Origin of the sequence: Aliihoeflea sp. 2WW (assembly GCF_000497755.1) — a bacterium.
Taxonomy (GTDB): Bacteria; Pseudomonadota; Alphaproteobacteria; order Rhizobiales; family Rhizobiaceae; genus Aliihoeflea.
Genome location: NZ_AYOD01000001.1, coordinates 30,605 through 54,847, shown reverse-complemented (window position 1 = coordinate 54,847; position 24,243 = coordinate 30,605). Strand labels below are relative to the sequence as shown.

Sequence of the window (24,243 nt, the reverse complement as noted above, 5' to 3'; positions counted from 1 at the left end):
GCACTAAAACATGAGTGTTTTTATCATATTAAATACATCAAAGGTCGGGGATGCACGGCTTTGCTTGAAACGATAAAGGATATGCTTCGAAAGTATGAGACCGAGGAGGTAGAAGATGGACGCCAGCACCGAAAAACCGCGCCTGACCAGTCTTGCCCATGGAGGCGGATGCGGCTGCAAGCTGGCGCCGGCCGTTCTTCAAGATTTGTTGAGCGGGATGCCGAAGGCCGGTCCCTATGCCGGTCTCCTCGTCGGAACGGAGACGGCGGACGACGCCGCCGTCTGGGATCTCGACGGCACCACCTCGATCATCGCCACGACGGATTTCTTCATGCCGATGGTCGACGATCCCCATGCCTTCGGCCGCATCGCCGCGACGAACGCGATCTCCGACATCTATGCCATGGGCGGAAAACCGATCTTCGCGCTCGCCATCGTCGGCATGCCGATCGACAAGATGAACCCGGAAGACATCCGCCAGGTCCTCGCCGGCGGCGCCTCGATATGCGTGGAGGCCGGAATTCCGGTCGCCGGCGGACATTCGATCGACTGCCCCGAGCCCGTCTACGGCCTGGCGGTGATCGGCACCTGCCCGACGGCGCAGGTCAAGCGCAATTCCATGGCGCGGGCGGGCGACGTCCTGATCCTGACCAAGGGGATCGGCGTCGGCATCTACTCGGCCGCGATCAAGAAGGCGGCGCTCGACCGCGCGGGCCTCGACGAGATGATCGCCTCGACGACCCTCTTGAATCGAATCGGACCGGAGCTCGCCGCGGACGAGGCCGTTCATGCGATGACCGACGTGACCGGTTTCGGCATCCTCGGTCACGGCCTCGAAATGGCCCGCGGCTCGAACGCGACGCTCACTCTCGACCTCGCCGCCCTGCCCTTCCTCGACGAGGCCGAGCGTCTGGCGCAGTCGGGTTTCGTGACCGGCGCCTCGCATCGCAACTGGAAGAGCTATGGCGACGAGGTGGTTCTGCCGGACGGTCTCGAAGACTGGCGCCGCCACCTCCTCACCGACCCGCAGACATCGGGCGGACTGCTCGTCGCCGTCGAGCCGGGCAAAGCGGACGCCCTCTTGGCACGCATTCGCGAAGCCGGCTATCCGCGCGCCGCGATCGTCGGCACGGTCGAGGCCGGCGAGCCGCGCCTCGTCGTCGCCTAGCAACGAAATGCGGTTTCGCGTGTTTTACCGGTCACTGATTTATGGAGGAATGGCATGAAACGGTCCCTGTTCGCCCTGCCGCTCGCCGGCGCCATGATGACGGCCTCGCTCGTCTATGCCCAGACGCCGCCGCCTGCCGCCGCGCCGCAGGCCGACCAGACGGAACCCGCCGCGCCCGCCGGCGAAGCCGCCTCGGCCACCACGCAGGACGAGACGCAGCCCGAACGCGGCGACTGCATCGAACCTGCCGGCCAGTCGGCCACCGATGGATCGACCGACGACATGCAGGCGTCGCTCGAAACAGCAGAAGACGCTGACGAGCCTGCTGCCGCAGTGGATTCGCCCGCTACCGAAGCGGATGCACCCGCTGCCGATGATGAGCCGGAACCCGAAAACGCCGCTGGCGAAGAGGCCTCCGCCGAGCAGTCCGAATCCGAAACACAGCCGGTCGCGGGCCCTGACGCCGGCACCGCACCCGGCGGCTCGGGCTCCAGCGGCTGGACCGGCGGTCTCGGCGGCTCCGACATCGGCACCAGCCAGTCGGAAGAGCTTGATTCCTCGCCCCAGCAGGAACACCCAGAGGTCGCCTCCGGCCTCGACCCGATCAGCGGCGAAACCGCCGTCGAAGGACCGCAAGCCCCCGCCCAGCCCGACGAAGACGCCGCAGTGACCCCGACCGCGCCGGACGAAGACGCCGCCGACTGTTGATATCGACGGCAGGCTGACATACGGCAGAAGCTAATCGCCGATCCGGCACTCGGCGCCAACCGGCGTGGAGGCTCCACCAGCGCGCCCTTAAGGTCCTGGAAGTATTTACGACTGCGTCGTCAGATGTACTTCAAGCCCCTTTCAGCAAGCCGCTCGCGCATTCTATAGATATCGAGACCCAGCTCCCCGGCTGCGAGCCGTTGGCGCTTTTCCTCTTCGGCGGCCAAGCGCGCCTCGGCCTTTTTCGCGACCTCTTCGGCCTCGGCGCGGGCGACGACGCAAACGCCGTCATCATCGGCGATGATCACGTCGCCCGGATTGACCAGAGCACCCGCGCACACGACCGGAACGTTGACCGAGCCCAGCGTCTCCTTGACCGTGCCCTGCGCAAAGATCGCCTTCGACCAGACCGGAAAGCCCATCTGCGTCAGGTCCGCGACGTCCCGCACGCCTGCGTCGATGATCAAGCCGCGGCAGCCGCGCGCCATGGCCGATGTCGCCAGAAGATCACCGAAATAACCATCCTCGCATGGGCTGGTCGGCGCGAGCACCAGAATGTCGCCGTCGCGGAGCTGCTCGATCGCGACATGCAGCATCCAGTTGTCACCCGGCGGGGCCGAGATCGTCACCGCGCTGGCAGCGCTGCGCGCGCCGCGATAGATGGGCCGCATATAGGAGGCAAGCAGCCCTTTTCGCCCTTGCGCCTCGTGGACAGTGGCGACGCCGCAGGCGCCCAGCCGCGCGACGATTGCCGGATCGGCCCGCTCGATGTTCTGAACGACGACGCCCATCACAGCTCATCCACGGTGCGCGGAAAGATTGACTGGAAGCCTTCCGCATGGGTCGACTTGCGCCCTCCGGACTGGCCGCCTGAATTACGCATGAAGTGGTTGCCGCGGTTCTGGGCGACGTTTTCGTAATAGTGCCACAGATGTTCCTGGCCCTCCATGCACTGGATCGCGGCCCATTTCTTCTCCCAGACCTGCGAAATGTCGAGGAAGGTGTCGGGCTTCCATTCCATCTGCTCGCTCTGGTGCGGCTCGAACAGATAGACCTGCGGCGCGCCGAGGACTTTCTGACCGGGCTTGTGGCCCCAGGCCTGCGCGATGGCGCGGCATTCCAGCGTCCACTGCGATACGTACATGTGGTCGGTATTGTAAGGGTCGAATTTTGAGTGAGTCAGCATGAACTCCGGCTGCACGGCGCGCATGACATCGACGAGCCGATCCTTCGCTTCGCGCGTCATCTCGAGCGGGTAGTCGCCGAGGTCGAAGAACTGGATGTCGTGCACGCCGAGCGCGCTGGCTGCCTTTTCCGCCTCGCGCCGCCGCTCTGTCTTGACGGTGTCCAGCGTCATGCCGTCCTTCTTCCACAGCTTGGCGCTTTCGCCACGCTCTCCATAGGAAAGGCACACCACCGTGACGTCGTAGCCCTTGTCGGCGTGCAGCGCGATCGCCCCGCCGCACCGCCAGACGAAGTCGGCCGAGTGGGCGCTGATGACGAGTGCTGTCTTGTTGCTCATGAGGCGGTCTCCTTCAAAGAGTCTCGGGCCAGTAGAGGCGCGTCGGGTTGTCGACGAGAAGTTTCTGCATCAGCTCGGGTCGCGGCGCGATGATCTTCAGGAGATCGACCAGCGCCCCGTCATCCGGCATGTGCTTCTTGATGTTTGGATGCGGCCAGTCCGTGCCCCACAGAACCCTGTCGGGAAACTTCTCGACCAGGATGGCACCGAAGATCGCCGCATCCTCGAAGGGCGGCCCGGCGCGGGAAATGCGCTCCGAGCCGCAGACCTTCACCCAGAAGCGCTCGTCCTGCATCAGGTCGAGAAGCAGTTGGAAGGCGGGCTGCTCGGGGCCGGCCGAGGCATCGATGCGGCCCATATGGTCGATCACCATCGGCAATTGCAGCGCGCGCAGGAAGGGCGCAAGGCCCTCGAGCCGATGCGCATCGAAATGCACGACAGCATGCCAGCCGAGCGGGATGATCTTGGCCGTGATCTCGCGGATCGCGTCGAGATCGGCCGGTTTGCCAAGATGCGTGACGAAGTTGAAGCGAACGCCACGCACGCCGCCTTCGTGCAACCGCTCCAGTTCGCTCTGGTCGATGTCGCGCTCGACCATGGCGATCCCGCGATAGCGCCCTTCCCCTGCGGCGATCGCGTCCAGCATGGCCGCATTTTCGGTGCCGTGGCAGCTCGCCTGCACCAGTACCGAGCGCTCGAGCCCGAGATGGCGGTGCAGCGCGAACAGCTTCTCCTTCGGCGCGTCGATCGGCGTATAGGTGCGCTGCGCGGCAAAGGGAAAGCGCGCGGCCGGCCCGAAGACGTGGCAATGCGCGTCGCAGGCGCCCTGCGGCAGCGCGATGTCCGGCTTCTTCGGCTTGGGGTGGAAGGGCAGCGGCTCAGGCGTCATCGATCGTTCCTGCATGTTGTCGTTCATCAGTTGTGTTCAAGGACGGGCGGCGGCGGGGTCCGGCCTGTACGTGCTGCTCATCAGGCGCATGGTCATCACGACGAGGATGACGAGGCCTGCCGCCCGCGCCAGAAGCGTCGTCAGATCATGAGCGTCGACTGGCGAAGGCCATAGAACGAGCAGCGATCCGGCGGCCACGACAGCGCGGTCGAGCCAGCCCATCGGGCGCACCAGCCAGCCTGCGAACGCCACCGAAAGCCCGGTCAGCCCGATCGTGGCGAGCGGGATCGCGAGCCAGATGTTGATGACGTCGTCGCGCAGGAGCAGGCCGGGCATCGTCACGAACAGGAACGGCACGAGGAGCTTCACGAAACCGAGCCGGATCGATTCCACCGCCGTCGCATTGGCATCGGCGCCTGAGATGCTGGCGGCTGCATAGGCGGCCAGCGCCACGGGCGGCGTGATGGCCGAGACGAGGCCGTAATAGAAGATGAACATGTGCGCGACGATCGGATCGATGCCGAGCCGCACGAGCGCGGGGGCGATCAGTACCGCAAGGAGAAGGTACGCCGCCGATGTCGGCAATCCGAGGCCCAGAATGAAGGCGGCGAATGCGGTGAGGATCAGGACCAGCCAGATGTTGGAACCGCCGACCTCGATGATCAGGCTCGAGACCATCAGGCCCATGCCGGTCAGGTTGAGGACACCGATGACGATGCCCGCTGCCGCCACGGCCGCAACGATCGGCAGGATCGACACGAGCGTGGCGCGGCAGATGTCGATCAGCGACATCAGCCCCAGCCGCGTGTTCGCGGCGAACGGGCTGATCGCAAGGGCGATCAGAAGGCAGTAGACGGCCGCGCGTGTGGGCGTCGTGCCGGTCATCAGGAGCGCGATGAGGCCGACCAGTGGCAGAAGCAGATAGCCGCGCGTCTTCAGCGTCTCACCCAGGAACCGAAGGCCGCCCGACATGTCGCGCTCGAGGTTCAGCCGACCCGCTTCAAGGCGCACCGCGACCATCAGGGCAAGAACGTAAAGAAGGCCCGGCACCAGCGCGGCAAGGGCGATCTGGCTATAGGGCACGCCGATGATCTCGGCCATGAGGAAGGCGGCGGCGCCCATGACGGGGGGAAGGATCTGGCCCGCGGACGAGGCGGCGGCCTCGATGGCGCCGGCGGTGACGGGCGTGAAGCCCGTGCGGCGCATCAGGGGAATTGTGAAGGTGCCGGAGGTGACGACGTTGGCGACCGCGCTTCCGTTGATCGTGCCCAGCATGGCGCTCGCCAGCGTCGCCGACAGCCCGGCGCCGCCCTGCACCCGGCCCGTCATGCCGCGCGCGATGTCGACGAAGACCTGGCCGGTGCCCATGCGCATCAACACGTTGCCGAGCAGCGCGAACAACAGGATGTACTCGACCGCAACCCCCATCGGGACGCCGTAGAAGCCTTCGGTCGACAGGAAGAGCGTCGATGCCAGACGCGAGATGTCATAGCCGCCATGCCCGTATTTGCCCGGGATCAGGTAGCCCCAATACGCATAGGCAAGCGCCACGGCGGACAGGATGACCAGCGACCAGCCGATCGTCAGGCGCACAAGGAGCATCACGACGACGAGCGTGGTGACGAACATGATCTCGTCCATGCGCGTGGCGATCGCGCCGCGCATGATGATGTCGAGATAGGACTGGTAGAGATACGGCCCTGGAACGAGGGCGATGAGGGCGAGTGCGTAGAGCAGCGTGCGAACGACAGGCGGGCGCATGCGCAACGCGGCTGCCATCAGGCCTGCGGCAGCCACGACCGAAAGGAAGAGCGAGCGCAAGAGCAGCGCGGTGATGTTGCCGAAGAACGCGCCATGAATGACGAGCGCGGTGGCGGTGATCGCCAGGATGGCGAAGATCACCGAAACGGTCCTGACTTCCATTTCACCGGCACTTTCGGCCGGTTGCCGGAGTTCATCCATTGCTCGAACCATCTCGTCCTCGCTGGTGCTTACGTTTCTTGACAGGTCGGGAAAGGAGCGCGCCCGAACTGGCGGGCGCGCTTGCCAGTTACTGGCCGGCTTCGTCGAAATAGCGCCGGGCGCCCGGATGCAGGTCGATCGGTGCGTCGGTCGCGGTCTCGAGCGCGATCGCCGCGGCCTGCGGATGCACCTGGCCCAGCTCGTCCAGATTGTCGAAGATTGCCTTGGTGATCTGGTAGACCGTCTCTTCATTCGCCGACGTGCTGGTGAAGATCGTGGCCGGATCGTTGATCGCGAGCACGGTTTCGTCCTGGCCGGAATAGGTGCCGGCTTCGATCTCGTAGAACTGGTAGAACGGATACTGCTCAAGCAGCGGCGCGACCGTTTCCTGGTCCACCGAAATCAGGCGCATGTCGCGCTGCGCGCCAAGATCGATCAGCGCCGCCGTCGGCGCGCCGGCCAGGACCACCGTCGCCTCGATCGTGCCGTTAATGAGCGCGGTCGCGCCCTCGGTATAGGACAGGAACTGCGCGTTGCCGGGCTCGAAAACCCCATAGGCCTCCATCAGGCGCTGGACGAGGACGGCCGAGTTCGATCCGGGAGGCCCGAGGTTGATGCGCTTTCCGGCAAGGTCGGACATGGTCTGGATGCCCGTGCTCTCGATCGTCGCGATCTGGAGGACGGCGGGGTAGAGATACGCCATCGCGGCAACATCGAGCGCTTCTTCGAACGGGCCTTCGGCGACCGTCGCCTCGTAAAGCGTCGAGGAGGAGGAGAAGCCGAACGTCATTTGGCCGGCCGCCACGCGACGGATGTTCTCGACCGATGCGCCCGTGACTTCGGCGCGGGCGGTGGTGTCCGGCATGTTCTGATTGAGAAGCTCGGCCATGCCGGCGCCGATGACGTAGAACAGGCCGCCCGTTCCGCCGGTGCCGATGGAAACGCGTTCCGCCGCAACCGACGGCGTGACGAGGCTGAGTGCCAGCCCCATGGCGGCAATTGTCTTCAAGAGTTTCATTTTAGTCCTCCCTGTGTTGAACCGATTGGGTGAAGTGTGCCGTCAGATTGCGCCGGTGCGCGCGTCCTGCGCTGGCGCCAGAGCGAGGAAGGAGGCATGCGCCGCCTCCACGATTTCATCGATCGCGCGCTGGTGGTCGTGACCATCGACGCGCCCATCCGACAGACGGCTGATCCGTTCCGGGTTGATGAGCGCGTAGTAGAGCGAACCCAGCAGGAACTGGCTGCGCCAGATCAGCCCTTCGAGAGGCGCGCCCGGCACGCACTCGCCGATCGCCTCGATGAAGGCACGGCTCGTTGTGTCGAACGCCTGGGCGATGATCGAGCGGGCATCCTCGTTGCCCTCCGCCGACAGGATCGCCCGCATCCGGGTGAACTCGGCACCGCCGCCATCCGAACCGGTCGACGATGAGAAGGCCGGCACCACATAGGCGCGCAGGATCGCGTGCAGCCGGTCGCTGCGATCATGGATACGCCGCGCTTCGCCCAGCAATTCCAACCGTCGCGCGTTCATCGGCGCGGTGCGGCTCTCGTAGATCTCCCGCAGGAGATTGGCCTTGGTGCCGAAATGATAGGTGAGACTTCCCACATTGGCATTCGCCGCCTTGGCGATCTCGCGCATGGAGACGGCGCTGTAGCCATTGCGAGAAAACAGTCGTGCTGCGCAATCGATCAGGTTCTGACGCACATCGCCTGCCATCTCTTCCTCCCATTGACCAACGTCCTTGTACGTTTGTACAAATAATTTGGGCATGTCAACGATGTTAATGAAATGCGGGCTCCTGTGGAATTAAAAGGCAATCTTGAACCACCAGCGCTCTCCGGAGGCTCCAACCCCTGAGCCGGAGAGCGATCATGAGCCGGACGACGGAGCAAATTTTTCCCCGTAAGCGCGCCAGCGAGCTGTGCTGCCGGTGCTGGACGTCCAAGAGCGATTGCGCGGACTGGACGGCTGGACGAGTGGATGCAGAAGGCTAAGGTCGATGCCGGCAAGCATTGACGATCACCGTTGGAGGGAGAACGAATAAAATTCTTATACAGTGATAAGCTGAGGGTTTATGGCGGAGGGAGTGGGATTCGAACCCACGGAGACATCGCTGCCTCGCCGGTTTTCAAGACCGGTGCCTTAAACCGCTCGGCCATCCCTCCGCTGCCGGTGCCAATGTGCGGCAGACGAGGCATTTAGGTGATCCGGCCCGCAGCGGTCAACATCTGCGTTCGACCCTTGCGACACCGGGCGCCGGCGCTATGTTGCCGTTCCTATCGGAACACGGCCGCACTGGTGCGCGGCGCAAGAGGGGCGGCATGACGGTCAGGGGCAAGACGGACATCGACCACGAGCTTTTGAAGAAGGTGGTCGACGGGATCGCGATCGAGATCGGCAATGCGACCGAATGGGGCAAGGCCGCGGATTACATCCCGGAACTCGCCAAGGTCGACACCCGGCAGTTCGGCATCGCCGTCCTGACGCGGGACGGCCAGATGATCGCCGGCGGCGCATCCGACACGCAATTCTCGATCCAGAGCATTTCCAAGGTCTTCGCGCTGACGCTTGCCCTCAAGCTTCATGGCGAGAAGGTGTGGAAGCGCGTCGGCAAGGAGCCGTCGGGCGATCCCTACAATTCCATCGTCGACATGGAGCGACACGAGGGCATCCCGCGCAATCCCTTCATCAATGCCGGCGCACTCGTCGTCGACGACATGCTGCTCGACGGGCGAACCGGCGACGACATTCCCGACACGGTGCGCGACTTCATCGCCGAGATGATCGGTGATGGCGAGATCGGCATCGACGAGGACGTCGTCGCCTCCGAGCATACGTCCGGCTACACCAACAAGGCGCTGGCCAATCTGGCGAAATCCTTCGACAACCTCACCCACGAGGTCGACGACGTGATGCACATCTATGTCCGCCAGTGCGCCGTCGCCCTCTCCTGCAGCCAGCTCGCCCGCGCCGGCCGCTATCTGATGCTCGACCGCGAGGACATCGACGACAAGGTCTCGAAGGAAGACGCCGAGCGCGCGCGTCGCGTCAACGCGATCATGCTGACCTGCGGCCAGTATGACGGCTCGGGCGATTTCGCCTACCGGGTCGGCCTGCCGGCGAAAAGCGGCGTCGGCGGCGGCATCCTCGCCATCGTGCCGAATACGGCATCGATCGCGGTCTGGTCGCCCGGTCTCGACGAAAACGGCAATTCACTTCTGGGAACGCTCGCGCTTGAGCGGCTTTCAAAGCGCATGGACTGGTCGATCTTCGGCGCCATCCGCCGCGTCTGAAAATCATGTCCCTCATCTTCGACCACATCGCCGAGCTGAACTCCGCGCGCCCATGGGGGCGCGTGCTCGACGCGGGGACGGGCATTAACTCGCTGCGCTGGCTTCGCACCCTGCCCGCCGACGATCTGACCGCCGTCACCGGCGCCGACCTGATGGTCCGGCGCATGCGCGATGCGCTCGGCCCCTCGCCCGCGCACGAACGCATCCTCACCGGCAACTGGGCCGATCCGGCGTTTCTCGCCGGAACGACGTTCGACACGGTCGTCGCCGACTATCTGATCGGCGCGATCGAAGGCTTCGCGCCCTATTTCCAGGAAGCGATGATCGCCCGGTTGCGCCAGCTCACGGCGGGCCGGCTCTATCTTGTCGGGCTCGAACCCTATGTGGTGGAAAAGCCGAAGACGCCGGCCGAGGACGTCGTCTTCCGGATCGGCCGGCTGCGCGACACGTTCCTGCTCCTGTCGGGCCAGAAGCCCTATCGCGAGTTTCCGCTGGCATGGATCGAGGAAAGGCTGGCAGCCACCGGCTTTGCCGTCGTCGCCACCAGACGGTTCCCGATCCGCTACCGCGCGCGCTTCGTCAACGCCCAGCTCGACATGTGCGTCAACCGGCTTCACCTCGTTCCCGAAGATCTGCGCCCCTCTCTCGCCGCCCATGTCGAGGCCCTGCGAAAGGAGGCCCTGGCGCTCGAAGCCCGGCTGGACGGGCTGCGCTGCGGCTTCGACTACGTGATCGCCGCCGAACCCCGCTAAGCTGCACATATTTGTGAGTGAAATCGCCCACTTGCGGCGATCCGGTCCGCTCCTGTTCGCGTAAAGGAGAGCATTGCTCGACAATGGCTCGCACAGGACCCGCTTCCCGACCGATGGCATCCAAAGACCCCACATCCGACCGGCCTGCGCTCGTCCTTTTCCGTCATGATTTGCGGCTGGCCGACAATGGCGCGTTGCGCGCCGCCGTCGAGGCCGGCCGGCCGGTGATACCCGTCTTCATCTTCGACGAGATGAGCGAAGGCGTGCGGCCGATCGGTGGTGCGCGGCGCTGGTGGCTGCACCATTCGCTCGAAGCCCTCTCCGCCTCTTTGAAGAAGGCCGGTGTCGAGCTCGTCCTGCGCGCCGGTCCGATGGCGGATGTCGCCGCCGACCTCGTGAAGGAAACCGGCGCCGAAGCCGTCTACTGGAACCGGCGCTACGATCCGCCGGCCATCGCCGCCGACACGGAAATGAAGGCGCGCCTCGTCGAAAGCGGCATCGAAGCGCAAAGCTTCGATGGCCATCTCCTTCACGAGCCATGGCAGGTGAAGACCAAGACCGGCGGATTCTACAAGGTCTACACACCCTTCTGGCGCGCGATGACGGCGCAGATCGACCCCCGCGAGCCGGTCCCGCGGCCGCGCGAGATCAAACCGTCCGCAACGACGGTGAAATCCGAAAAACTCGCCGACTGGAAGCTTTTGCCGGAGAAGCCCGACTGGGCCGGCGGACTTCGCAGGATGTGGCAGCCCGGCGAGGACGGCGCGCATCAGGCGCTCGACGCGTTCCTGTCCGGCCCCATCAAGAACTATGGCGAAAACCGCGACCGGCCCGATTTCCACTCCACCTCGCGCCTGTCGCCCTACCTCGCCCATGGCGAGATCACGCCGTTCCAGATCTGGCACGCGCTCGAAACACGCAGGATCGACGCCGCGCCCGGCGATGTCGAGAAGTTCCGCAAGGAAGTCGCGTGGCGCGAATTCTCCTACCACCTCCTCTTCCACAACCCGGACCTCGGCGCGACCAACTTCAACCGCGACTTCGACGCCTTCGCCTGGAAGAAAGACCCAAAAGCCCTGCACGGCTGGCAGCGCGGCCAGACCGGCTATCCGCTGGTCGATGCCGGCATGCGCCAATTGTGGCAGACGGGCTGGGTCCACAACCGCGTGCGCATGGTCGTCGCGTCCTTCCTGGTCAAGCATCTCCTGCAGGACTGGCGTGCCGGCGAGGCCTGGTTCTGGGACACGCTGGTCGACGCAGACCCGGCGAACAACACGGCGAGCTGGCAGTGGGTCGCCGGCTCCGGCGCCGATGCCGCACCCTATTTTCGCGTCTTCAACCCCATGCTCCAGGGCGAAAAGTTCGACCCCGACGGCAAATATGTTCACGAATTTCTGCCAGAGCTCCAGGGCCTCGAGGGGGGCGATCTGCAGGCGCCGTGGACTGCGTCCAAAGACACACTTTCGGCAGCCGGCGTGAAACTCGGCACCGATTATCCCGTACCTGTCGTCGACCATTCCAAAGCCCGCGACCGGGCGCTTGAAGCCTATCAAGAGATGCGAGGGAATTCATGAACATCGTTCCGATCAGCCGAACGAATGACGGCCGCAAGAAGATCGCCGTCATCGGCTCCGGAATTTCGGGCGCGTCGGCGGCATGGGCCCTGCGCGACGTCGCGGAGGTGACGCTGTTCGAGGCCGACGCCCGCCCCGGCGGCCACACCGCCACGGTCGACATCGACTATGATAGAACGCCCATTTCGGTCGACACCGGCTTCATCGTCTACAACGAGCACAACTACCACGATCTGACCGCCCTCTTCGCACATCTGGATGTCGCCACGCATGCGAGCGACATGGGCTTTTCGCTTTCGCTCGATGGCGGCAAGCTCGAATGGAGCGGCCAGAGCTACGCGTCGATCTTCGCCCAGCGCCGCAACCTCTTTTCGCCGCGCTTTTTGAAGATGCTCGGCGAGATCCTGCGCTTCAACAAGCAGTGCGTCGCCGACCGCGACGGCGGCCGCCTCGCCGGCATGACGATCGGCGACTATCTCGTCGAGCGCCGCTTCTCGCCCGGCTTCCGCGACAATTATCTGATCCCGATGGCCGCCGCGATCTGGTCGACCCCGCGCATCAAGATGCTCGACTACCCGGCCGCCACCTTCGTCAATTTCTTCCAGAACCACCGCCTCATCCATCACGAGCGCCCAATGTGGCGCACGGTCACCGGCGGCGCGAAGACCTATCTGGAAAAGCTGCTCGCCCCGCTTCAGGGCCGCGTCCAGCTCGCGAGCCCCGTCGAGACCATCATCCGCGACGCGCTCGGCGTCACGATCTGGGCCAAGGACGCCGCGCCCGGGCGCTTCGACGCCGTCATCGTCGCCACCCATTCCGACCAGGCGCTCAAGCTCCTCGGCGACGCATCGCCGCTCGAGCAGACGATCCTCGGCGACGTCCACTACCGCCCGAACCGCATCATCCTCCATCGCGATGAGAGCCTGATGCCGCGCCGCCGCATCGCATGGTCGGCGTGGAACTACCTGCGCGCCAGCGGCGACGAGGAAGAGCGCGAGGTCTCGGTCACCTACTGGATGAACCGACTCCAGGGCATCGATCCGGCCAAGCCCCTCTTCGTCTCGCTCAATCCCGCCATTGACCCCGCCCCCGACACGATCTTCGGCGAATGGTCGTACGAACATCCCCAATTCGACGCCCGTGCACTCACCGCACAATCGCGCCTCGACGAAATCCAGGGTGTGCGCCACACCTGGTTCGCCGGCGCGTGGACCGGCTACGGCTTCCACGAGGACGGCCTTCGCTCCGGCCTTGACGCGGCCGTGGCCCTCGGCGCTACCATCCCCTGGCCGCGCGGCGAGACTGGCGTCGCCGAACTGCCGCTGGCCGCCGAGTAGGCGCGATCATGATCCGCAAGGAGCGCATCACCACCATGGAAGCAAACGGCGCGGCGCCCGCCGCCGCCGCATCGCTTTACGCCGGCGAGGTGATGCACGCGCGCATGAAGCCCTTCGCGCACCGCTTCACCTACCGCGTCTTCTCGCTGCTCCTCGATCTCGACCGCCTTCAAGAGGCCGGCCGCCAGTCGGCGCTGTTTTCCGTCGACCGCCCCGGCCTCGTCTCGTTCCACCAGACGGACCACGCCGATCGCGAAGGCGAGACGCTGCGCCAGAAGGCCGACCGGCTTCTCGCCGATGCCGGCCTGCCCGCACGCGCCAGCCGCATGCTGCTCCTCGCCTATCCGCGCATCCTTGGCTACGTCTTCAACCCCATCTCGGTCTACTTCGCCTATGACGCGGACGACGAGCTCGTCGCCCTGATCTACGCCGTCCGCAACACCTTCGGCGAAAGCCACACCTATGTCGCCCGGGTCGAGGACGGCGACCTGACGCAAGCCGGCATCCGGCAGGAGCGCACCAAGATCTTCCACGTCTCGCCCTTCATCGACATGGGCGCGCGCTACCATTTCCGCGTCCTGCCGCCGGGCGAGGTCGTGCGCCTGCGCATCCATGAGACCGAAGCTGGCGCGCCGCTCCTGTCGGCAACCTTCGCCGGAGAGCACCGCGAGCTGACGACGCGCGGCCTTGCGCGCACCCTCTTGCGCACGCCGCTGATGACATGGAAAGTGATCGCGGGGATACATTACGAAGCGCTGAAGCTCTGGCTCAAGGGCGCGCGCTTCCACACGAGCCCGCCACCGCCGAAGCCGGTCAGCTTCCGCGACGAGGCACCGGCTCTGCCGGCCGGAAAATGACGGCCGACGACATGAGGTTGGAGGGAATGGAAGACATCGCGACATTGCAGCCGAAGGCCGATCCCACGGTCCTGACCGAGGCGAATTTCGTTCAGGCAACACGCGGCCTGCCGACCCGCGCCCGCATGGCGCTGAAGGTCGGCATGTCGATGCCGCACGGCGCGCTCACCGTCGAGCTTCCCGACGGCCGCGCCCTGAAAGTCGGCGGCAACGGACCCGGTCCCGACGCTCATGTCCGCCTCAACAACTGGAATCTCGTCGGCCGCGCCTTTTCCGGCGCCACGATCGGCGTTGCCGAATCCTATGTCGATGGCGACTGGGAAAGCGCCGACGTCACCGCCTTCCTCGAACTCTTCGTCGTCAACGAAGAGGCGGGCGAGAAGGTCGCCGGCGGCGCGAACTTCATGCTGACTCTCTTCCAGCGCCTGCGTCACTGGTTTCACCAGAACTCCAAGTCCGGCTCGAAGCGCAACATCTCCGCCCATTACGACCTCGGCAACGCCTTCTACCGGGAATGGCTCGACCCCTCGATGACCTATTCCTCGGCGCTCTACGCCTCCGGCGCGAACGACCTCGAAGGCGCGCAGGCGGAAAAATACCGGGCGCTTGCCCGCGACACCGGGATCGGCCCGAACGATCACGTGCTGGAGATCGGCTGCGGCTGGGGCGGCTTTGCCGAGTTCGCCGCCCGCGAGATCGGCTGCAAGGTCACCGGCCTGACGATCAGCCGCGAACAGCACGACTTCGCCACCGCCCGCATCGCCAAAGCGGGCCTGTCCGACAGGGTCGAAATCAGGTTCCAGGACTACCGCGACGAGACCGGCCGCTACGACCGCATCGCCTCGATCGAAATGTTCGAGGCCGTCGGCGAGAAATACTGGCCGGTCTTCTTCTCCAAGATGCGCGATTGCCTCAAGCCCGGCGGCGCGGCCGGCCTCCAGATCATCACCATCAAGGACGAGATTTTCCCGTCATACCGCGCGCGGCCGGACTTCATCCAGCGCTACGTCTTTCCCGGCGGCATGCTCCCTTCGCCGCAGATCCTGCGCTCCCTTGGCGCCGATCACGGCCTGAAACTCGCCGCCGAGCGCGTCTTCCCGCAGGACTACGCCCGCACCCTCGCCGAATGGCGCGACCGCTTCCACGCCTCCTGGCACAAGATCGTCCCTCTCGGCTTCGACGACCGCTTCAAACGGCTCTGGGAGTTCTACCTCCACTATTGCGAGGCGGGCTTCCGCGCCGAATATATCGACGTCCGCCAGGTCATCTACCAGAAGTAACGGGCCAGAAGACCCCGGCCACCCGACACACGCCCATCGCAGGCTGCGTTGAGATTCGGGTCTGTGCGTGCCGAAAATGGCAGATTTCGAGAACCGGAGCAGAATGTACATTTGGGTACATGAGCACCGGAAGCGCAGAAATCTGCCATTTGCAGGCCGCTCAGGCCGAATATCGGCCCGCCCTAGAGTGTGATGCGATACCGGGCGAACCCGTTCTCGCCCTCGCCTGCCTCCTCGATCGTCACGCCTTCGACCTCGGCCATGAATTCGCGTGCCTTCGGTCCTGTGTCGAACACGACGGTCGTGCCCTCCATCGGCGCAAACGACCAGTTGGCGTCGGCGGCCGGGTTGATCGTGCCTTCCTCGACGATGTAGCGCACGATCACGTCGCGGTTCGTGTCCGGCGCCTCGTAGACCACCTTGTCGGCCGCGATGTCGGGGAAGTTGCCGCCGCCACCAGCGCGGTAATTGTTGGTCGCGACGACGAAGCGCGCTTCAGGGTCGATCGGCTGCCCGTCGAAGGAAAGGTCGACGATGCGGTTTGCCTCCGCATTCACCGCCTCCCCGTCCTTGTTGTATTTCGCCGGCTGCGACAGGTCGATCTTGTAGGTCACCCCGTCGATCACGTCGAAATTGTAGGAGGGGAAGTCCGGGTTGATCAGCGGCGCGTCGCTCGCCCCCGCCTCGACCTGGTTGAACATGCCGGCCGACATTTCCAGCCACTCCTTCACCTGCGCGCCGGTGATCACCACCGCCTGCACCGTGTTGGGGTAGAGATAGAGGTCCGCCACGTTGCGGATCGCCACGTCGCCGGCCGGAACGTCCGTATAGTACTCCGGCCCGCCCCGACCGCCCGCCTTGAACGGCGCCGCCGCCGAAAGCACCGGCAGGTCGGCATATTCGGTCGAAGACAGCATGTCGGTGATGTACCAGATCTGCGCCTGGCTCACGATCTGCACCGATGGGTCGTCGGCGACGAGCGCGAAATAGGAATGGAGCGGCGCCGAGGTCTGGCCGACCGGCGTGCGCACATATTCGATCGTGGCGTCGTGGTCTTCCTGAACCGCCGCCTCGACGTCCGTCTTGCTCTCGACCAGCGGCTTAACCTCGCGTTCCACGCGCTCGAAGATCGGCCGCGCCTCGGACGTCGACGCGACCACCTTCCACGCCTCTCCGTCGCGCTCCAGCATCAGGTCGATGAGGCCGAGATGCGAGCCCCAGAACCCGCCCATCACGCCCGGCTTGCCGCCGATGAGCCCGGCCGAATTGTCGAGCCCTTCGGTCTCCTCGAAATCGGCGCCGGGGAAGACCAGATGCGCATGACCCGTCACGATCGCGTCGATGCCCTCGACGCCCGCGATCAGGATCGAGGCGTTTTCGAGGTTCTCGGCATATTCGGTCGGCCCCATGCCCGAATGCGAAAGCGCGATCACGATGTCGGCGCCTTCCTCGCGGATTTTCGGCACCCAGGCCTCCGCCGCCTTCACCATGTCGCGCGCCTCGACATTGCCGACGAGATGGCGCGAATCCCAGGTCATGATCTGCGGCGGCACGAAGCCGATCAGCCCGACCTTGATCGGATGCTCCTCGCCCGCGCCGTCGACCACCGTCTTTTCCAGGATGATGTAGGGCTCGACCAGAAGATCGTCGTCGAGCGGGCTGTCGGCCAGCGTTCCCCTGGCGACATTGGCGCAAACGAACGGGAAATCGGCCCCGTCCAGCACCTTCTGCATGTATTCGAGCCCGTAATTGAACTCGTGATTGCCCAGCGTCGAGCAGTCGTAGCCGAGCACGTTCATCGCCTTGATGATCGGGTGCACGTCGCCGTCGTTCATGCCGCGCTCATAGGCGTAATAGTCGCCCATCGGATTGCCCTGCAGGAAATCGCCATTGTCGACCAGCATCGAGTTCGTCGCCTCGGCGCGAATCTCGTCGATGATCGTCGCGGTACGCGCAACGCCCATCGTGTCGTTCGGCCGGTCGCCGTAATAATCATAGGGGAACACGTGCACGTGGAGATCGGTCGTCTCCATGATGCGCAGATGCGCCTGGTTGGCTTGCGCCCGCGCCGAGAAGGGATGAAGCGCGATCAGCGCGCCGGCGGCAGCCGACCCTGCAAGAAACGCGCGGCGTGACAGCGGGTGAAGCGTGGCGGACATGGGGTTCTCCGTCTGAAGATTTTCGTTGGTCGAATGACGACGCCGCGATTTGAACGTCGCAAGAACCGCTAGTCCAGCAATTTTTGGTGACGGGGGAATGACGAGGCGCAATCTTGCAACTCGCGCTGCCGGCAATTAAACTAGTCTCCAGACTAGTCAGGATGATACTCATGAAGAGCTGGCCCGTTCAGGATGCAAAGGCTCGTTTCAGCGACCTGTTGGCGACAACCGTAAAGGAAGGCCCGCAGATGGTGACCCGCCGCGGCGTCGACATGGCGGTCATGGTGCCTATCGACGAATGGAAGCGACTGACCGGCGCCGCGCCACGCACGCTGAAGGAACTTCTTCTAGCCGAGCAGCCGCGTTTCGATTTCGAGATTCCGGAGCGCGGCCAGGGAAATTGGCGCAAGCCTCCGCATTTCGAATAAGACGCGCGATGTACCTTCTTGATACGAACGTCATTTCAGAGACGCGTCGGCTGCGCCCGCATGGCGCAGTCTTGTCGTGGCTGGAATCGGTCAATAATTCTGCACTTCACATTTCGGCGGTTTCGGCTGGAGAAATCCAATGGGGCATCGAACTCACTCGCCAGCGCGATCCGGCCAAGAGCGAGAGCCTCGACGTCTGGCTTGAAGAGATACTTCGAACGTTCAACGTCCTGCCTATGGACGCCCAAACCTTTCGTATTTGGGCGCAATTGAAGCTCGGACGGTCCGCGACGCTGTACGAAGACGCGATGATTGCTGCGACTGCAACGGTTCATGGGTTGACCGTCGTCACCCGCAACACACGAGACTTCCAATCATTCGCTATCGAGACATTCGACCCCTTTGTAGCAACCTGATCGTCACGCCAGTTCCGGATCGATGCCCATCGTCGTCCGGTCGATCACCTCGCGCAGCGCGAAGGACGAGTTGATCTTGGTCACGTGCGGCATCGCCGTCAGCCAATCGCGGTGTATGCGCTCATAGTCGGCGAGGTCCTTCGCTGCGATGCGCAGGATGTAGTCGTATTCGCCGGACATCAGATGGCACGACAAGACGTTCGGGCAGCGCTTCACCGCGCTCTCGAAATCGGCCAGCGTCTTTTCGAACTGGCCGGACAGCGAGATGTGCACGATCGCCGTCATCTTGTGGCCGAGCGCGGCGTTGGAAAGCCGCGCATGATAGCCGCGCACCACGCCGTTCTTTTCCAAGATGTCGAGGCGGCGCGAGCAGGCCGATTGCGACAGCCCCACCTTGTCCGCAAGCGCAGCGTTCGAAATTCGCCCCTCCGCCTGAAGCGTCTCCAGAATGGCGACATCCGTCTTGTCGAGCTGCATCATTCGCAGGAATCACCTATTTTCGTGCGCAAGGCGCAACGATACGCCGTTTCGCCATGATTCCGCAATCGTCGCCGCAAGCCCGTTCGACGCTTCCGGCCTTAGACTCGCGCGCAATTCAGGGACAGAGGAGAACTCCCATGCGCGTCGGTTGCCCGAAGGAAATCAAGAACCACGAATATCGCGTCGGGCTTACCCCCGGTTCGGTGCGCGAATACATCGCGCACGGCCATGACGTGATCGTGGAAACCGGCGCAGGCGCGGGCATCGGCGCCGACGACAACGCCTACCGAGCTGCCGGCGCGACCATCGCGAAGACCGCCGCCGAGGTCTTCACCAAGGCCGACATGATTGTGAAGGTGAAGGAGCCGCAGCCCTCCGAATGGGTGCAGCTTCGCGAAGGTCAGATTCTCTACACCTATCTCCACCTCGCGCCCGATCCGGAACAGACCAGGGGCCTGATCGAATCCGGCGTCACCGCCGTCGCATATGAGACCGTGACCGACGATCGCGGCGGCCTGCCGCTCCTCGCGCCGATGTCGGAAGTCGCCGGTCGCCTGTCGATCCAGGCCGGCGCGACGGCGCTGCAGAAGGCCAATGGCGGCCGCGGCGTTCTTCTGGGCGGCGTTCCGGGCGTTCTGCCGGGCAAGGTCGCGGTCATTGGCGGCGGTGTCGTCGGCCTTCATGCGGCCAAGATGGCCGCCGGCCTCGGCGCGGATGTCACCATCCTCGACCGCTCGCTGCCGCGCCTGCGCCAGCTCGACGACATTTTCGGCGGCCGCGTCCACACCCGTTTCTCCACCGTCGAGGCGCTCGAGGAAGAATGCTTCTCGGCCGACATCGTCGTCGGCGCGGTCCTGATCCCCGGCGCAGCGGCGCCGAAGCTCGTCACCCGCGAGATGCTGTCCGGCATGAAGAAGGGCGCGGTTCTCGTCGACGTCGCGATCGACCAGGGCGGCTGCTTCGAGACGTCGCACGCCACGACCCATGCCGATCCGACCTACGAGGTCGACGGCATCATCCATTATTGCGTCGCCAACATGCCCGGCGCCGTGCCGGTCACCTCAGCCCACGCGCTCAACAATGCGACGCTGCATTACGGCCTGCAGCTCGCCGATCGCGGCCTCAAGGCAATCCTCGACGACAAGCACCTGCGCAACGGCCTCAACGTCCACAAGGGCCGCATCACCAACGCGCCGGTGGCCGAGGCGCTCGGTTACGAGATGGTCGACGTCCAGAAGGCACTCGCCGCCTGATCCTCTTCGCTGCGGACCCTCCTCCCCCGCAGCGATGCATCGGACCGAAACCTGGTATCCAGCATTCGGCCATCCGATGTCCTCGAAGCCCGCCGATCGCAAGATCGGCGGGCTTTCGCATTTCAGTTCCAGGGCTCGACGTCTTCCTCGTCGAAGCCGAATGGAGCAAACCCCATGCGCTGGTAAAGCTGGAGTGCGCGCGGACTGTCCAGCGTGTTGGTGTGGATCGTCACCTTAGCTGGATCGTGATCCCACGCAGCATGAATGCCCTCGGACAGGAAGAACTTAGCCAGTCCCCGCCCCTGGAATTCCGGCATCAGGCCGAAATAGAGGATTTCCGCCTGATCGGGTTTTTGCGAAAGGTCGAGCTCGCAGAACCCTGCCGGGCATCCATCGACATAGAGCACCTCGATCTGCGTTTCCGACGAGCGGATGATCCCAAGAAGTTCGTCGTCCGGCGTTTCCCGGCGCAGCATCCAGTGATGCGGCTTGCCGACCTCGCGATAAAGATAGCGGTAGAACGAGACCGGCATCTCGCGGGCACGCATCAGCGCGACGCGCTGGCCGTGCGGCATGGCTATGCGTGCCGCCGGCCGTTCGGTCATTTCGAGATGGGTGATCCGCGCTTTGAGCCGGCCCGCCATCACCCGGTCTCGACAGGGGTGTCCGATCGCCCGCCCCACTCGGTCCACGATCCGTCATAGAGCTTGTTGTCGGTATGCCCGACCGATTCGAGCGCCAGCGTGATGACCGCCGCCGTCACGCCTGAGCCGCAACTCGTTACCACCGGCTTTTCGAGATCGACGCCCCTGTCCTGAAGAAGAGCCCGCAACTCGTTGACCGGAAGAAGCTTTCCTTCGCGCGACAGCCCCGACGCAGGCACGTTCACCGCGCCCGACATGTGCCCGCTGCGCACGCCCTGGCGCGGTTCGGGGTCCGTCCCGACGAACCGCCCCGCCGGCCGCGCATCTGCGATCTGACCGTTGCCCACCAGCGCGCGCATGTCGTCCAGCCGTGCCACGCGCGCCTCGTCGAAATCCGTATCGAAGAAGCTCGGCGCGATCTTCGTCGGTTCGTCCGTGACCGATCGGCCCTCCTCCTTCCAACGGTCGAAACCGCCATCCAGAACAAAGACTTGCCTTGCGCCCATGATTCGAAACATCCACCAGACGCGCGGCGCGGAAAACATGCCCGGCCCGTCATAAACGACGATGGTGTCATCTGCAGAAATGCCCATCGAACCGGCGAATTGGCCGAAGACGCCCGGCGACGGCAAGGTGTGGGGCAGTTCACTGTCCGGCTCGACCACGAGGTCCTGGTCGAAGAACACCGCGCCGGGAATATGGGCGGCATCGTACTCTTTTCTTGCATCGCGTTTTTGCGCCGGCAGATACCAGGAGGCATCGACGATCGCGACGCCAGGAGTCCCGATTTTGCCTTCAAGCCAGTCGAAATCGACGACAAACGGGCTCGTTTCCATCAGTTTTCACCTCGTTTACGCTGGCAATGGACCGAAACGGAGCCGGAATCGGCGGTTTTCGCGGCCTTTTTTCTCGATTTTTCCGACATGAATCGCGCCGATCTCGCCCAATGAGCGCACATGCGTGCCGCCGCAAGGCTGGCTGTCGATACTGCCGTTTTCGCCGATCAGCACCAGCCGGATTCGACCCGATCCGGTCGGCGGACGCACGTTCTTCGATTTCACCAGCGATGGGTTCGCCGCCAGCTCGTCATCGCCGATCCAGCGGGTCGAGACGGGGTGGTCGGCGGCGATCAGCTCCTGCAGCCTCGCCGTCACCTCTTCCTTGGTGAAGCCGGCATCGGGCAGGTCGAAATCGACGCGGCTGTCCTCCTCGGACACGGCCGCGCCGGTGATCGGATAGGGGCAGATGACGGTGAGCAGATGGCAGGCCGTGTGCATCCGCATCAGCCTGTGGCGCCGCTCCCAGTCGATCCGAAGCGTCACCGCCTCGCCCGCCTCCAAGGCTGGCTGGCCGAGCGCCGGAAGGTGGATGATCTCCTCCTTCGTCTCGCCGGTGATCGTGCCGGCGATCTCAACCGCCTCGCCACTGGCGCGCAGGATGCGGCCGGTGTCGCCCGGCTGGCCGCCGGATGTGGCGTAGAAGATGGTGCGGTCGAGGAGAATGCCGCCGCGCTCATTGACCCAGACGACCTGCGCATCCGCTTCACGCAGATAGGAGTCGTCGCGAAACAGCGCTTCCGTCATCGCCATCAGGCGACGTCCTCGAACGGCACGTCGATCTTGCTCTCGCTTTCCATCCAGCCCGGCACCGGCAGGTTCTTGCCACGCAGGAAGTCCGGGTTGAACATCTTCGACTGGTAGCGCGTGCCATAGTCGCAGAGGATCGTCACGATCGTATGGCCCGGCCCCATCTCCTTGGCGAGGCGGATCGCGCCGGCGATGTTGATGCCGGATGAGCCGCCGAGGCACATGCCCTCTTCCTGCACGAGGTCGAAGACGATCGGCAGCGCCTCGTCGTCCGGCACCTGATACGAGAAATCGGGCTGGAAACCTTCGAGGTTCGCCGTGATGCGGCCCTGCCCGATGCCCTCGGTGATCGACGAGCCTTCGGATTTCAGTTCGCCATTCGTGTAATAGGAATGAAGCGCCGCGCCGAGCGGATCGGCAAGCGCGATCTTGACGCCGTTGGACTTCATCCGCAGCCCCGCCGCGACGCCTGCCAACGTACCGCCGGTGCCGACGGCCGAGACGAACCCGTCGACCTTGCCCTCGGTCTGGTTCCAGATCTCGATAGCCGTCGTCTCGATATGGCCGTCGCGATTGGCGATATTGTCGAACTGGTTCGCCCAGATCGCGCCGTTCGGCTCGCTCTTCGCAAGCTGCTCCGCCAGGCGTCCCGAGACCTTCACGTAGTTGTTCGGGTTCTTGTAGGGCACCGCCGGAACCTCGATCAGTTCGGCGCCGAGAACGCGCAGCGCGTCCTTCTTCTCCTGGCTCTGCGTGTCGGGAATGACGATGACCGTGCGGTAGCCAAGCGCCTTGGCGACGACGGTCAGCCCGATACCGGTATTGCCGGCGGTTCCTTCGACGATGACGCCGCCCGGCCGCAGCAAGCCCTTCTTCTCCGCATCGCGGATGATGAACAGCCCCGCGCGGTCCTTGACCGACTGGCCCGGATTCATGAACTCGGCCTTGCCCAGAATGGTGCAGCCGGTTTCCTCCGACGCGCGCTTGAGCTTGATCAGCGGCGTGTTGCCGATGACGTCGATGACTGAACGGTCCATGATTGATCCTTAGAATTGCTGCCCGCGAAACTAGAAACCCTGCGGAAAGCTTTCAAGGACGGAATTTCGCGTCCGACGCCATCCGTCGAAAAACTGTTCGCGCCTGCCGCAATGTCGACCCGAAACAGTGATCCGGATTGCGCTTAGGGCCGTATCTTGGGAAAACAAGCGGAATATCCGCAGCTTGAAGAGTCGGGAGCCGAATTGAACCAGGGCAACGCAGTCGGGGCTTGAAATGACCGCAGAAACCATCGAGACGATCGACGCGCTGATGGCGCGTTACGCAGCGGGCACGCTGCCCTACCCGGCTCACATCCTCGTCCAGTCGCATCTCGAGATCACCAGCATCAATCGCGACCTCGTCGCCGGCCTCGAAGAACTTGCATCCGATGCGCTGCAGGAAGCCGAGCCGCAGCCGATATCGGATCGCGCCCAGCGCCTCACCTCCATCTTCGGCAGCGCCCCGCCGGCCGATGCGATCCGTCATCGCTCCACCAGCATCTTCCCGGCAGCACTGCGCGATTTCGTCGGCTTCGATGCCGACGAGGTGCCGTGGCGCACCAAGATGCCCGGTTTTCGCGAATACGACATGGATGTCGACGGCTGTCATGCAAGCCTGTTCTGGATCAAGCCCGGCCGCAAGATTCCCGCCCATACCCATGAGGGGCAGGAACTGACGCTGGTTCTCGACGGCGCCTTTACGGACATTTTTGGTCGCTACGGACGCGGCGACATCTCGGTCGCCAACGAGGCGATCGACCACCGCCCGATCGCGGAGAAGGAGCGTCCCTGCATCGGCTTTGCGATCACCGACGCGCCGCTGCGCTTTACCGGCCCGCTCGGCCAGCGACTGACTGACATTCTGGGCGCCTGATCCCGTCAACCGAAGGTCCTTGC

At 64.4% G+C, this 24,243-nt stretch carries 24 protein-coding genes and 1 tRNA gene; 12 read left to right on the top strand and 13 right to left on the bottom strand.

The window, feature by feature from the left end:
* The first annotated feature begins 115 nt into the window (after positions 1 to 115).
* Together selD and ALII_RS21445 are read left to right on the top strand one after the other, a co-directional pair.
* Positions 116 to 1,168 carry a selenide, water dikinase SelD gene (selD, locus tag ALII_RS0100255; RefSeq protein ID WP_024585339.1) on the top strand — a complete coding sequence of 351 codons (1,053 nt, stop codon included), beginning with the start codon at positions 116 to 118 and terminating at the stop codon, positions 1,166 to 1,168.
* Positions 1,169 to 1,222: 54 nt separating this feature from the next.
* Entirely contained in the window at positions 1,223 to 1,876 is a 654-nt protein-coding gene (locus tag ALII_RS21445) for a hypothetical protein (RefSeq protein ID WP_024585338.1), read from the top strand.
* A gap of 119 nt (positions 1,877 to 1,995) precedes the next feature.
* Here ALII_RS21445 and ALII_RS0100245 read toward each other — a convergent pair whose 3' ends face one another.
* The 7 genes from ALII_RS0100245 to ALII_RS0100215 form a co-directional block, all read right to left on the bottom strand.
* Complete coding sequence (locus ALII_RS0100245; RefSeq protein WP_201767701.1) at positions 1,996 to 2,667, bottom strand: 4-carboxy-4-hydroxy-2-oxoadipate aldolase/oxaloacetate decarboxylase; 672 nt, start codon at positions 2,665 to 2,667, stop codon at positions 1,996 to 1,998.
* A complete protein-coding gene (locus ALII_RS0100240; RefSeq protein ID WP_024585336.1) occupies positions 2,667 to 3,398 on the bottom strand; it encodes a PIG-L deacetylase family protein in 732 nt (243 codons plus the stop codon). Before ALII_RS0100240 ends, ALII_RS0100245 begins: the two co-directional genes overlap by 1 nt.
* A gap of 13 nt (positions 3,399 to 3,411) precedes the next feature.
* Entirely contained in the window at positions 3,412 to 4,314 is a 903-nt protein-coding gene (locus tag ALII_RS0100235) for an amidohydrolase family protein (RefSeq protein WP_244437233.1), read from the bottom strand.
* Positions 4,315 to 4,323: 9 nt separating this feature from the next.
* The gene (locus ALII_RS0100230) at positions 4,324 to 6,249 is read right to left on the bottom strand and encodes a TRAP transporter fused permease subunit (protein ID WP_024585334.1); all 1,926 of its coding nucleotides are present in this window, start codon (positions 6,247 to 6,249) and stop codon (positions 4,324 to 4,326) included.
* Positions 6,250 to 6,337: 88 nt separating this feature from the next.
* On the bottom strand, positions 6,338 to 7,267 hold the full coding sequence (locus ALII_RS0100225; RefSeq protein ID WP_024585333.1) for a TAXI family TRAP transporter solute-binding subunit: 930 nt from the start codon (positions 7,265 to 7,267) through the stop codon (positions 6,338 to 6,340).
* Positions 7,268 to 7,309: 42 nt separating this feature from the next.
* Positions 7,310 to 7,966 carry a TetR/AcrR family transcriptional regulator gene (locus tag ALII_RS0100220; protein ID WP_024585332.1) on the bottom strand — a complete coding sequence of 219 codons (657 nt, stop codon included), beginning with the start codon at positions 7,964 to 7,966 and terminating at the stop codon, positions 7,310 to 7,312.
* Between the two features lie 359 nt (positions 7,967 to 8,325).
* A tRNA-Ser gene (locus ALII_RS0100215) sits at positions 8,326 to 8,415 on the bottom strand.
* A 156-nt stretch (positions 8,416 to 8,571) separates the two neighbouring features.
* Here ALII_RS0100215 and ALII_RS0100210 point away from each other — a divergent pair.
* From ALII_RS0100210 to ALII_RS0100185, 6 genes are all read left to right on the top strand, one after another.
* Entirely contained in the window at positions 8,572 to 9,543 is a 972-nt protein-coding gene (locus ALII_RS0100210; RefSeq protein WP_051375741.1) for a glutaminase, read from the top strand.
* A 5-nt stretch (positions 9,544 to 9,548) separates the two neighbouring features.
* Complete coding sequence (locus ALII_RS0100205; RefSeq protein WP_024585330.1) at positions 9,549 to 10,295, top strand: class I SAM-dependent methyltransferase; 747 nt, start codon at positions 9,549 to 9,551, stop codon at positions 10,293 to 10,295.
* Positions 10,296 to 10,408: 113 nt separating this feature from the next.
* Entirely contained in the window at positions 10,409 to 11,869 is a 1,461-nt protein-coding gene (locus ALII_RS0100200) for a deoxyribodipyrimidine photo-lyase (protein ID WP_024585329.1), read from the top strand.
* The gene (locus tag ALII_RS0100195; protein WP_024585328.1) at positions 11,866 to 13,206 is read left to right on the top strand and encodes an FAD-dependent oxidoreductase; all 1,341 of its coding nucleotides are present in this window, start codon (positions 11,866 to 11,868) and stop codon (positions 13,204 to 13,206) included. Before ALII_RS0100200 ends, ALII_RS0100195 begins: the two co-directional genes overlap by 4 nt.
* Positions 13,207 to 13,214: 8 nt before the next feature.
* A complete protein-coding gene (locus tag ALII_RS0100190; RefSeq protein WP_024585327.1) occupies positions 13,215 to 14,063 on the top strand; it encodes a DUF1365 domain-containing protein in 849 nt (282 codons plus the stop codon).
* Positions 14,064 to 14,089: 26 nt separating this feature from the next.
* Positions 14,090 to 15,343 carry a cyclopropane-fatty-acyl-phospholipid synthase family protein gene (locus tag ALII_RS0100185; protein ID WP_244437232.1) on the top strand — a complete coding sequence of 418 codons (1,254 nt, stop codon included), beginning with the start codon at positions 14,090 to 14,092 and terminating at the stop codon, positions 15,341 to 15,343.
* Between the two features lie 182 nt (positions 15,344 to 15,525).
* Here the strand turns inward: ALII_RS0100185 and ALII_RS0100180 are convergent, their stop codons facing one another.
* On the bottom strand, positions 15,526 to 17,502 hold the full coding sequence (locus ALII_RS0100180; protein ID WP_024585325.1) for a bifunctional 2',3'-cyclic-nucleotide 2'-phosphodiesterase/3'-nucleotidase: 1,977 nt from the start codon (positions 17,500 to 17,502) through the stop codon (positions 15,526 to 15,528).
* Between the two features lie 113 nt (positions 17,503 to 17,615).
* On the opposite strand from ALII_RS0100180, the gene ALII_RS0100175 reads away from it, so the two are divergent.
* Both ALII_RS0100175 and ALII_RS0100170 read left to right on the top strand, forming a co-directional pair.
* A complete protein-coding gene (locus ALII_RS0100175; RefSeq protein ID WP_244437230.1) occupies positions 17,616 to 17,930 on the top strand; it encodes a type II toxin-antitoxin system Phd/YefM family antitoxin in 315 nt (104 codons plus the stop codon).
* A gap of 8 nt (positions 17,931 to 17,938) precedes the next feature.
* Entirely contained in the window at positions 17,939 to 18,346 is a 408-nt protein-coding gene (locus ALII_RS0100170) for a type II toxin-antitoxin system VapC family toxin (RefSeq protein WP_024585323.1), read from the top strand.
* Between the two features lie 3 nt (positions 18,347 to 18,349).
* Here the strand turns inward: ALII_RS0100170 and ALII_RS0100165 are convergent, their stop codons facing one another.
* Positions 18,350 to 18,823 (bottom strand): Lrp/AsnC family transcriptional regulator, encoded by a 474-nt coding sequence (locus ALII_RS0100165; RefSeq protein ID WP_024585322.1) that lies wholly within the window; start codon positions 18,821 to 18,823, stop codon positions 18,350 to 18,352.
* 140 nt (positions 18,824 to 18,963) lie between these two features.
* Between ALII_RS0100165 and ald the strand changes: the two genes are divergently transcribed.
* Positions 18,964 to 20,079, top strand: a complete 1,116-nt coding sequence (gene ald / locus ALII_RS0100160; protein WP_024585321.1) for an alanine dehydrogenase — start codon at positions 18,964 to 18,966, stop codon at positions 20,077 to 20,079.
* A 122-nt stretch (positions 20,080 to 20,201) separates the two neighbouring features.
* Here the strand turns inward: ald and ALII_RS0100155 are convergent, their stop codons facing one another.
* The 4 genes from ALII_RS0100155 to ALII_RS0100140 are packed head-to-tail and all read right to left on the bottom strand — an operon-like array spanning position 20,202 to position 23,346.
* Positions 20,202 to 20,723 carry a GNAT family N-acetyltransferase gene (locus ALII_RS0100155; protein WP_024585320.1) on the bottom strand — a complete coding sequence of 174 codons (522 nt, stop codon included), beginning with the start codon at positions 20,721 to 20,723 and terminating at the stop codon, positions 20,202 to 20,204.
* The gene (gene sseA / locus ALII_RS0100150; RefSeq protein WP_024585319.1) at positions 20,723 to 21,562 is read right to left on the bottom strand and encodes a 3-mercaptopyruvate sulfurtransferase; all 840 of its coding nucleotides are present in this window, start codon (positions 21,560 to 21,562) and stop codon (positions 20,723 to 20,725) included. Before sseA ends, ALII_RS0100155 begins: the two co-directional genes overlap by 1 nt.
* Before the next feature lie 12 nt (positions 21,563 to 21,574).
* Positions 21,575 to 22,315, bottom strand: a complete 741-nt coding sequence (locus tag ALII_RS0100145) for an alanyl-tRNA editing protein (RefSeq protein WP_024585318.1) — start codon at positions 22,313 to 22,315, stop codon at positions 21,575 to 21,577.
* Complete coding sequence (locus ALII_RS0100140; protein ID WP_024585317.1) at positions 22,312 to 23,346, bottom strand: cysteine synthase A; 1,035 nt, start codon at positions 23,344 to 23,346, stop codon at positions 22,312 to 22,314. Before ALII_RS0100140 ends, ALII_RS0100145 begins: the two co-directional genes overlap by 4 nt.
* A 235-nt stretch (positions 23,347 to 23,581) precedes the next feature.
* On the opposite strand from ALII_RS0100140, the gene ALII_RS0100135 reads away from it, so the two are divergent.
* On the top strand, positions 23,582 to 24,220 hold the full coding sequence (locus tag ALII_RS0100135; RefSeq protein WP_024585316.1) for a ChrR family anti-sigma-E factor: 639 nt from the start codon (positions 23,582 to 23,584) through the stop codon (positions 24,218 to 24,220).
* Positions 24,221 to 24,243: the final 23 nt, after the last annotated feature.

Coding starts and splice junctions, on each gene's coding strand:
- ALII_RS0100220 (WP_024585332.1), bottom strand. CDS start 7,966: ATGGCAGGCGATGTGCGTCAGAACCTGATCGATTGCGCAGCACGACTG.
- ALII_RS0100200 (WP_024585329.1), top strand. CDS start 10,409: ATGGCATCCAAAGACCCCACATCCGACCGGCCTGCGCTCGTCCTTTTC.
- selD (WP_024585339.1), top strand. CDS start 116: ATGGACGCCAGCACCGAAAAACCGCGCCTGACCAGTCTTGCCCATGGA.
- ALII_RS0100180 (WP_024585325.1), bottom strand. CDS start 17,502: ATGTCCGCCACGCTTCACCCGCTGTCACGCCGCGCGTTTCTTGCAGGG.
- ALII_RS0100205 (WP_024585330.1), top strand. CDS start 9,549: ATGTCCCTCATCTTCGACCACATCGCCGAGCTGAACTCCGCGCGCCCA.
- ALII_RS0100240 (WP_024585336.1), bottom strand. CDS start 3,398: ATGAGCAACAAGACAGCACTCGTCATCAGCGCCCACTCGGCCGACTTC.
- ALII_RS0100210 (WP_051375741.1), top strand. CDS start 8,572: ATGACGGTCAGGGGCAAGACGGACATCGACCACGAGCTTTTGAAGAAG.
- ALII_RS0100235 (WP_244437233.1), bottom strand. CDS start 4,314: ATGAACGACAACATGCAGGAACGATCGATGACGCCTGAGCCGCTGCCC.
- ALII_RS0100245 (WP_201767701.1), bottom strand. CDS start 2,667: ATGGGCGTCGTCGTTCAGAACATCGAGCGGGCCGATCCGGCAATCGTC.
- ALII_RS0100155 (WP_024585320.1), bottom strand. CDS start 20,723: ATGGCGGGCCGGCTCAAAGCGCGGATCACCCATCTCGAAATGACCGAA.
- ALII_RS0100135 (WP_024585316.1), top strand. CDS start 23,582: ATGACCGCAGAAACCATCGAGACGATCGACGCGCTGATGGCGCGTTAC.
- ald (WP_024585321.1), top strand. CDS start 18,964: ATGCGCGTCGGTTGCCCGAAGGAAATCAAGAACCACGAATATCGCGTC.
- ALII_RS0100230 (WP_024585334.1), bottom strand. CDS start 6,249: ATGGATGAACTCCGGCAACCGGCCGAAAGTGCCGGTGAAATGGAAGTC.
- ALII_RS21445 (WP_024585338.1), top strand. CDS start 1,223: ATGAAACGGTCCCTGTTCGCCCTGCCGCTCGCCGGCGCCATGATGACG.
- ALII_RS0100225 (WP_024585333.1), bottom strand. CDS start 7,267: ATGAAACTCTTGAAGACAATTGCCGCCATGGGGCTGGCACTCAGCCTC.
- ALII_RS0100170 (WP_024585323.1), top strand. CDS start 17,939: ATGTACCTTCTTGATACGAACGTCATTTCAGAGACGCGTCGGCTGCGC.
- ALII_RS0100165 (WP_024585322.1), bottom strand. CDS start 18,823: ATGCAGCTCGACAAGACGGATGTCGCCATTCTGGAGACGCTTCAGGCG.
- ALII_RS0100140 (WP_024585317.1), bottom strand. CDS start 23,346: ATGGACCGTTCAGTCATCGACGTCATCGGCAACACGCCGCTGATCAAG.
- ALII_RS0100185 (WP_244437232.1), top strand. CDS start 14,090: ATGGAAGACATCGCGACATTGCAGCCGAAGGCCGATCCCACGGTCCTG.
- ALII_RS0100195 (WP_024585328.1), top strand. CDS start 11,866: ATGAACATCGTTCCGATCAGCCGAACGAATGACGGCCGCAAGAAGATC.
- ALII_RS0100190 (WP_024585327.1), top strand. CDS start 13,215: ATGATCCGCAAGGAGCGCATCACCACCATGGAAGCAAACGGCGCGGCG.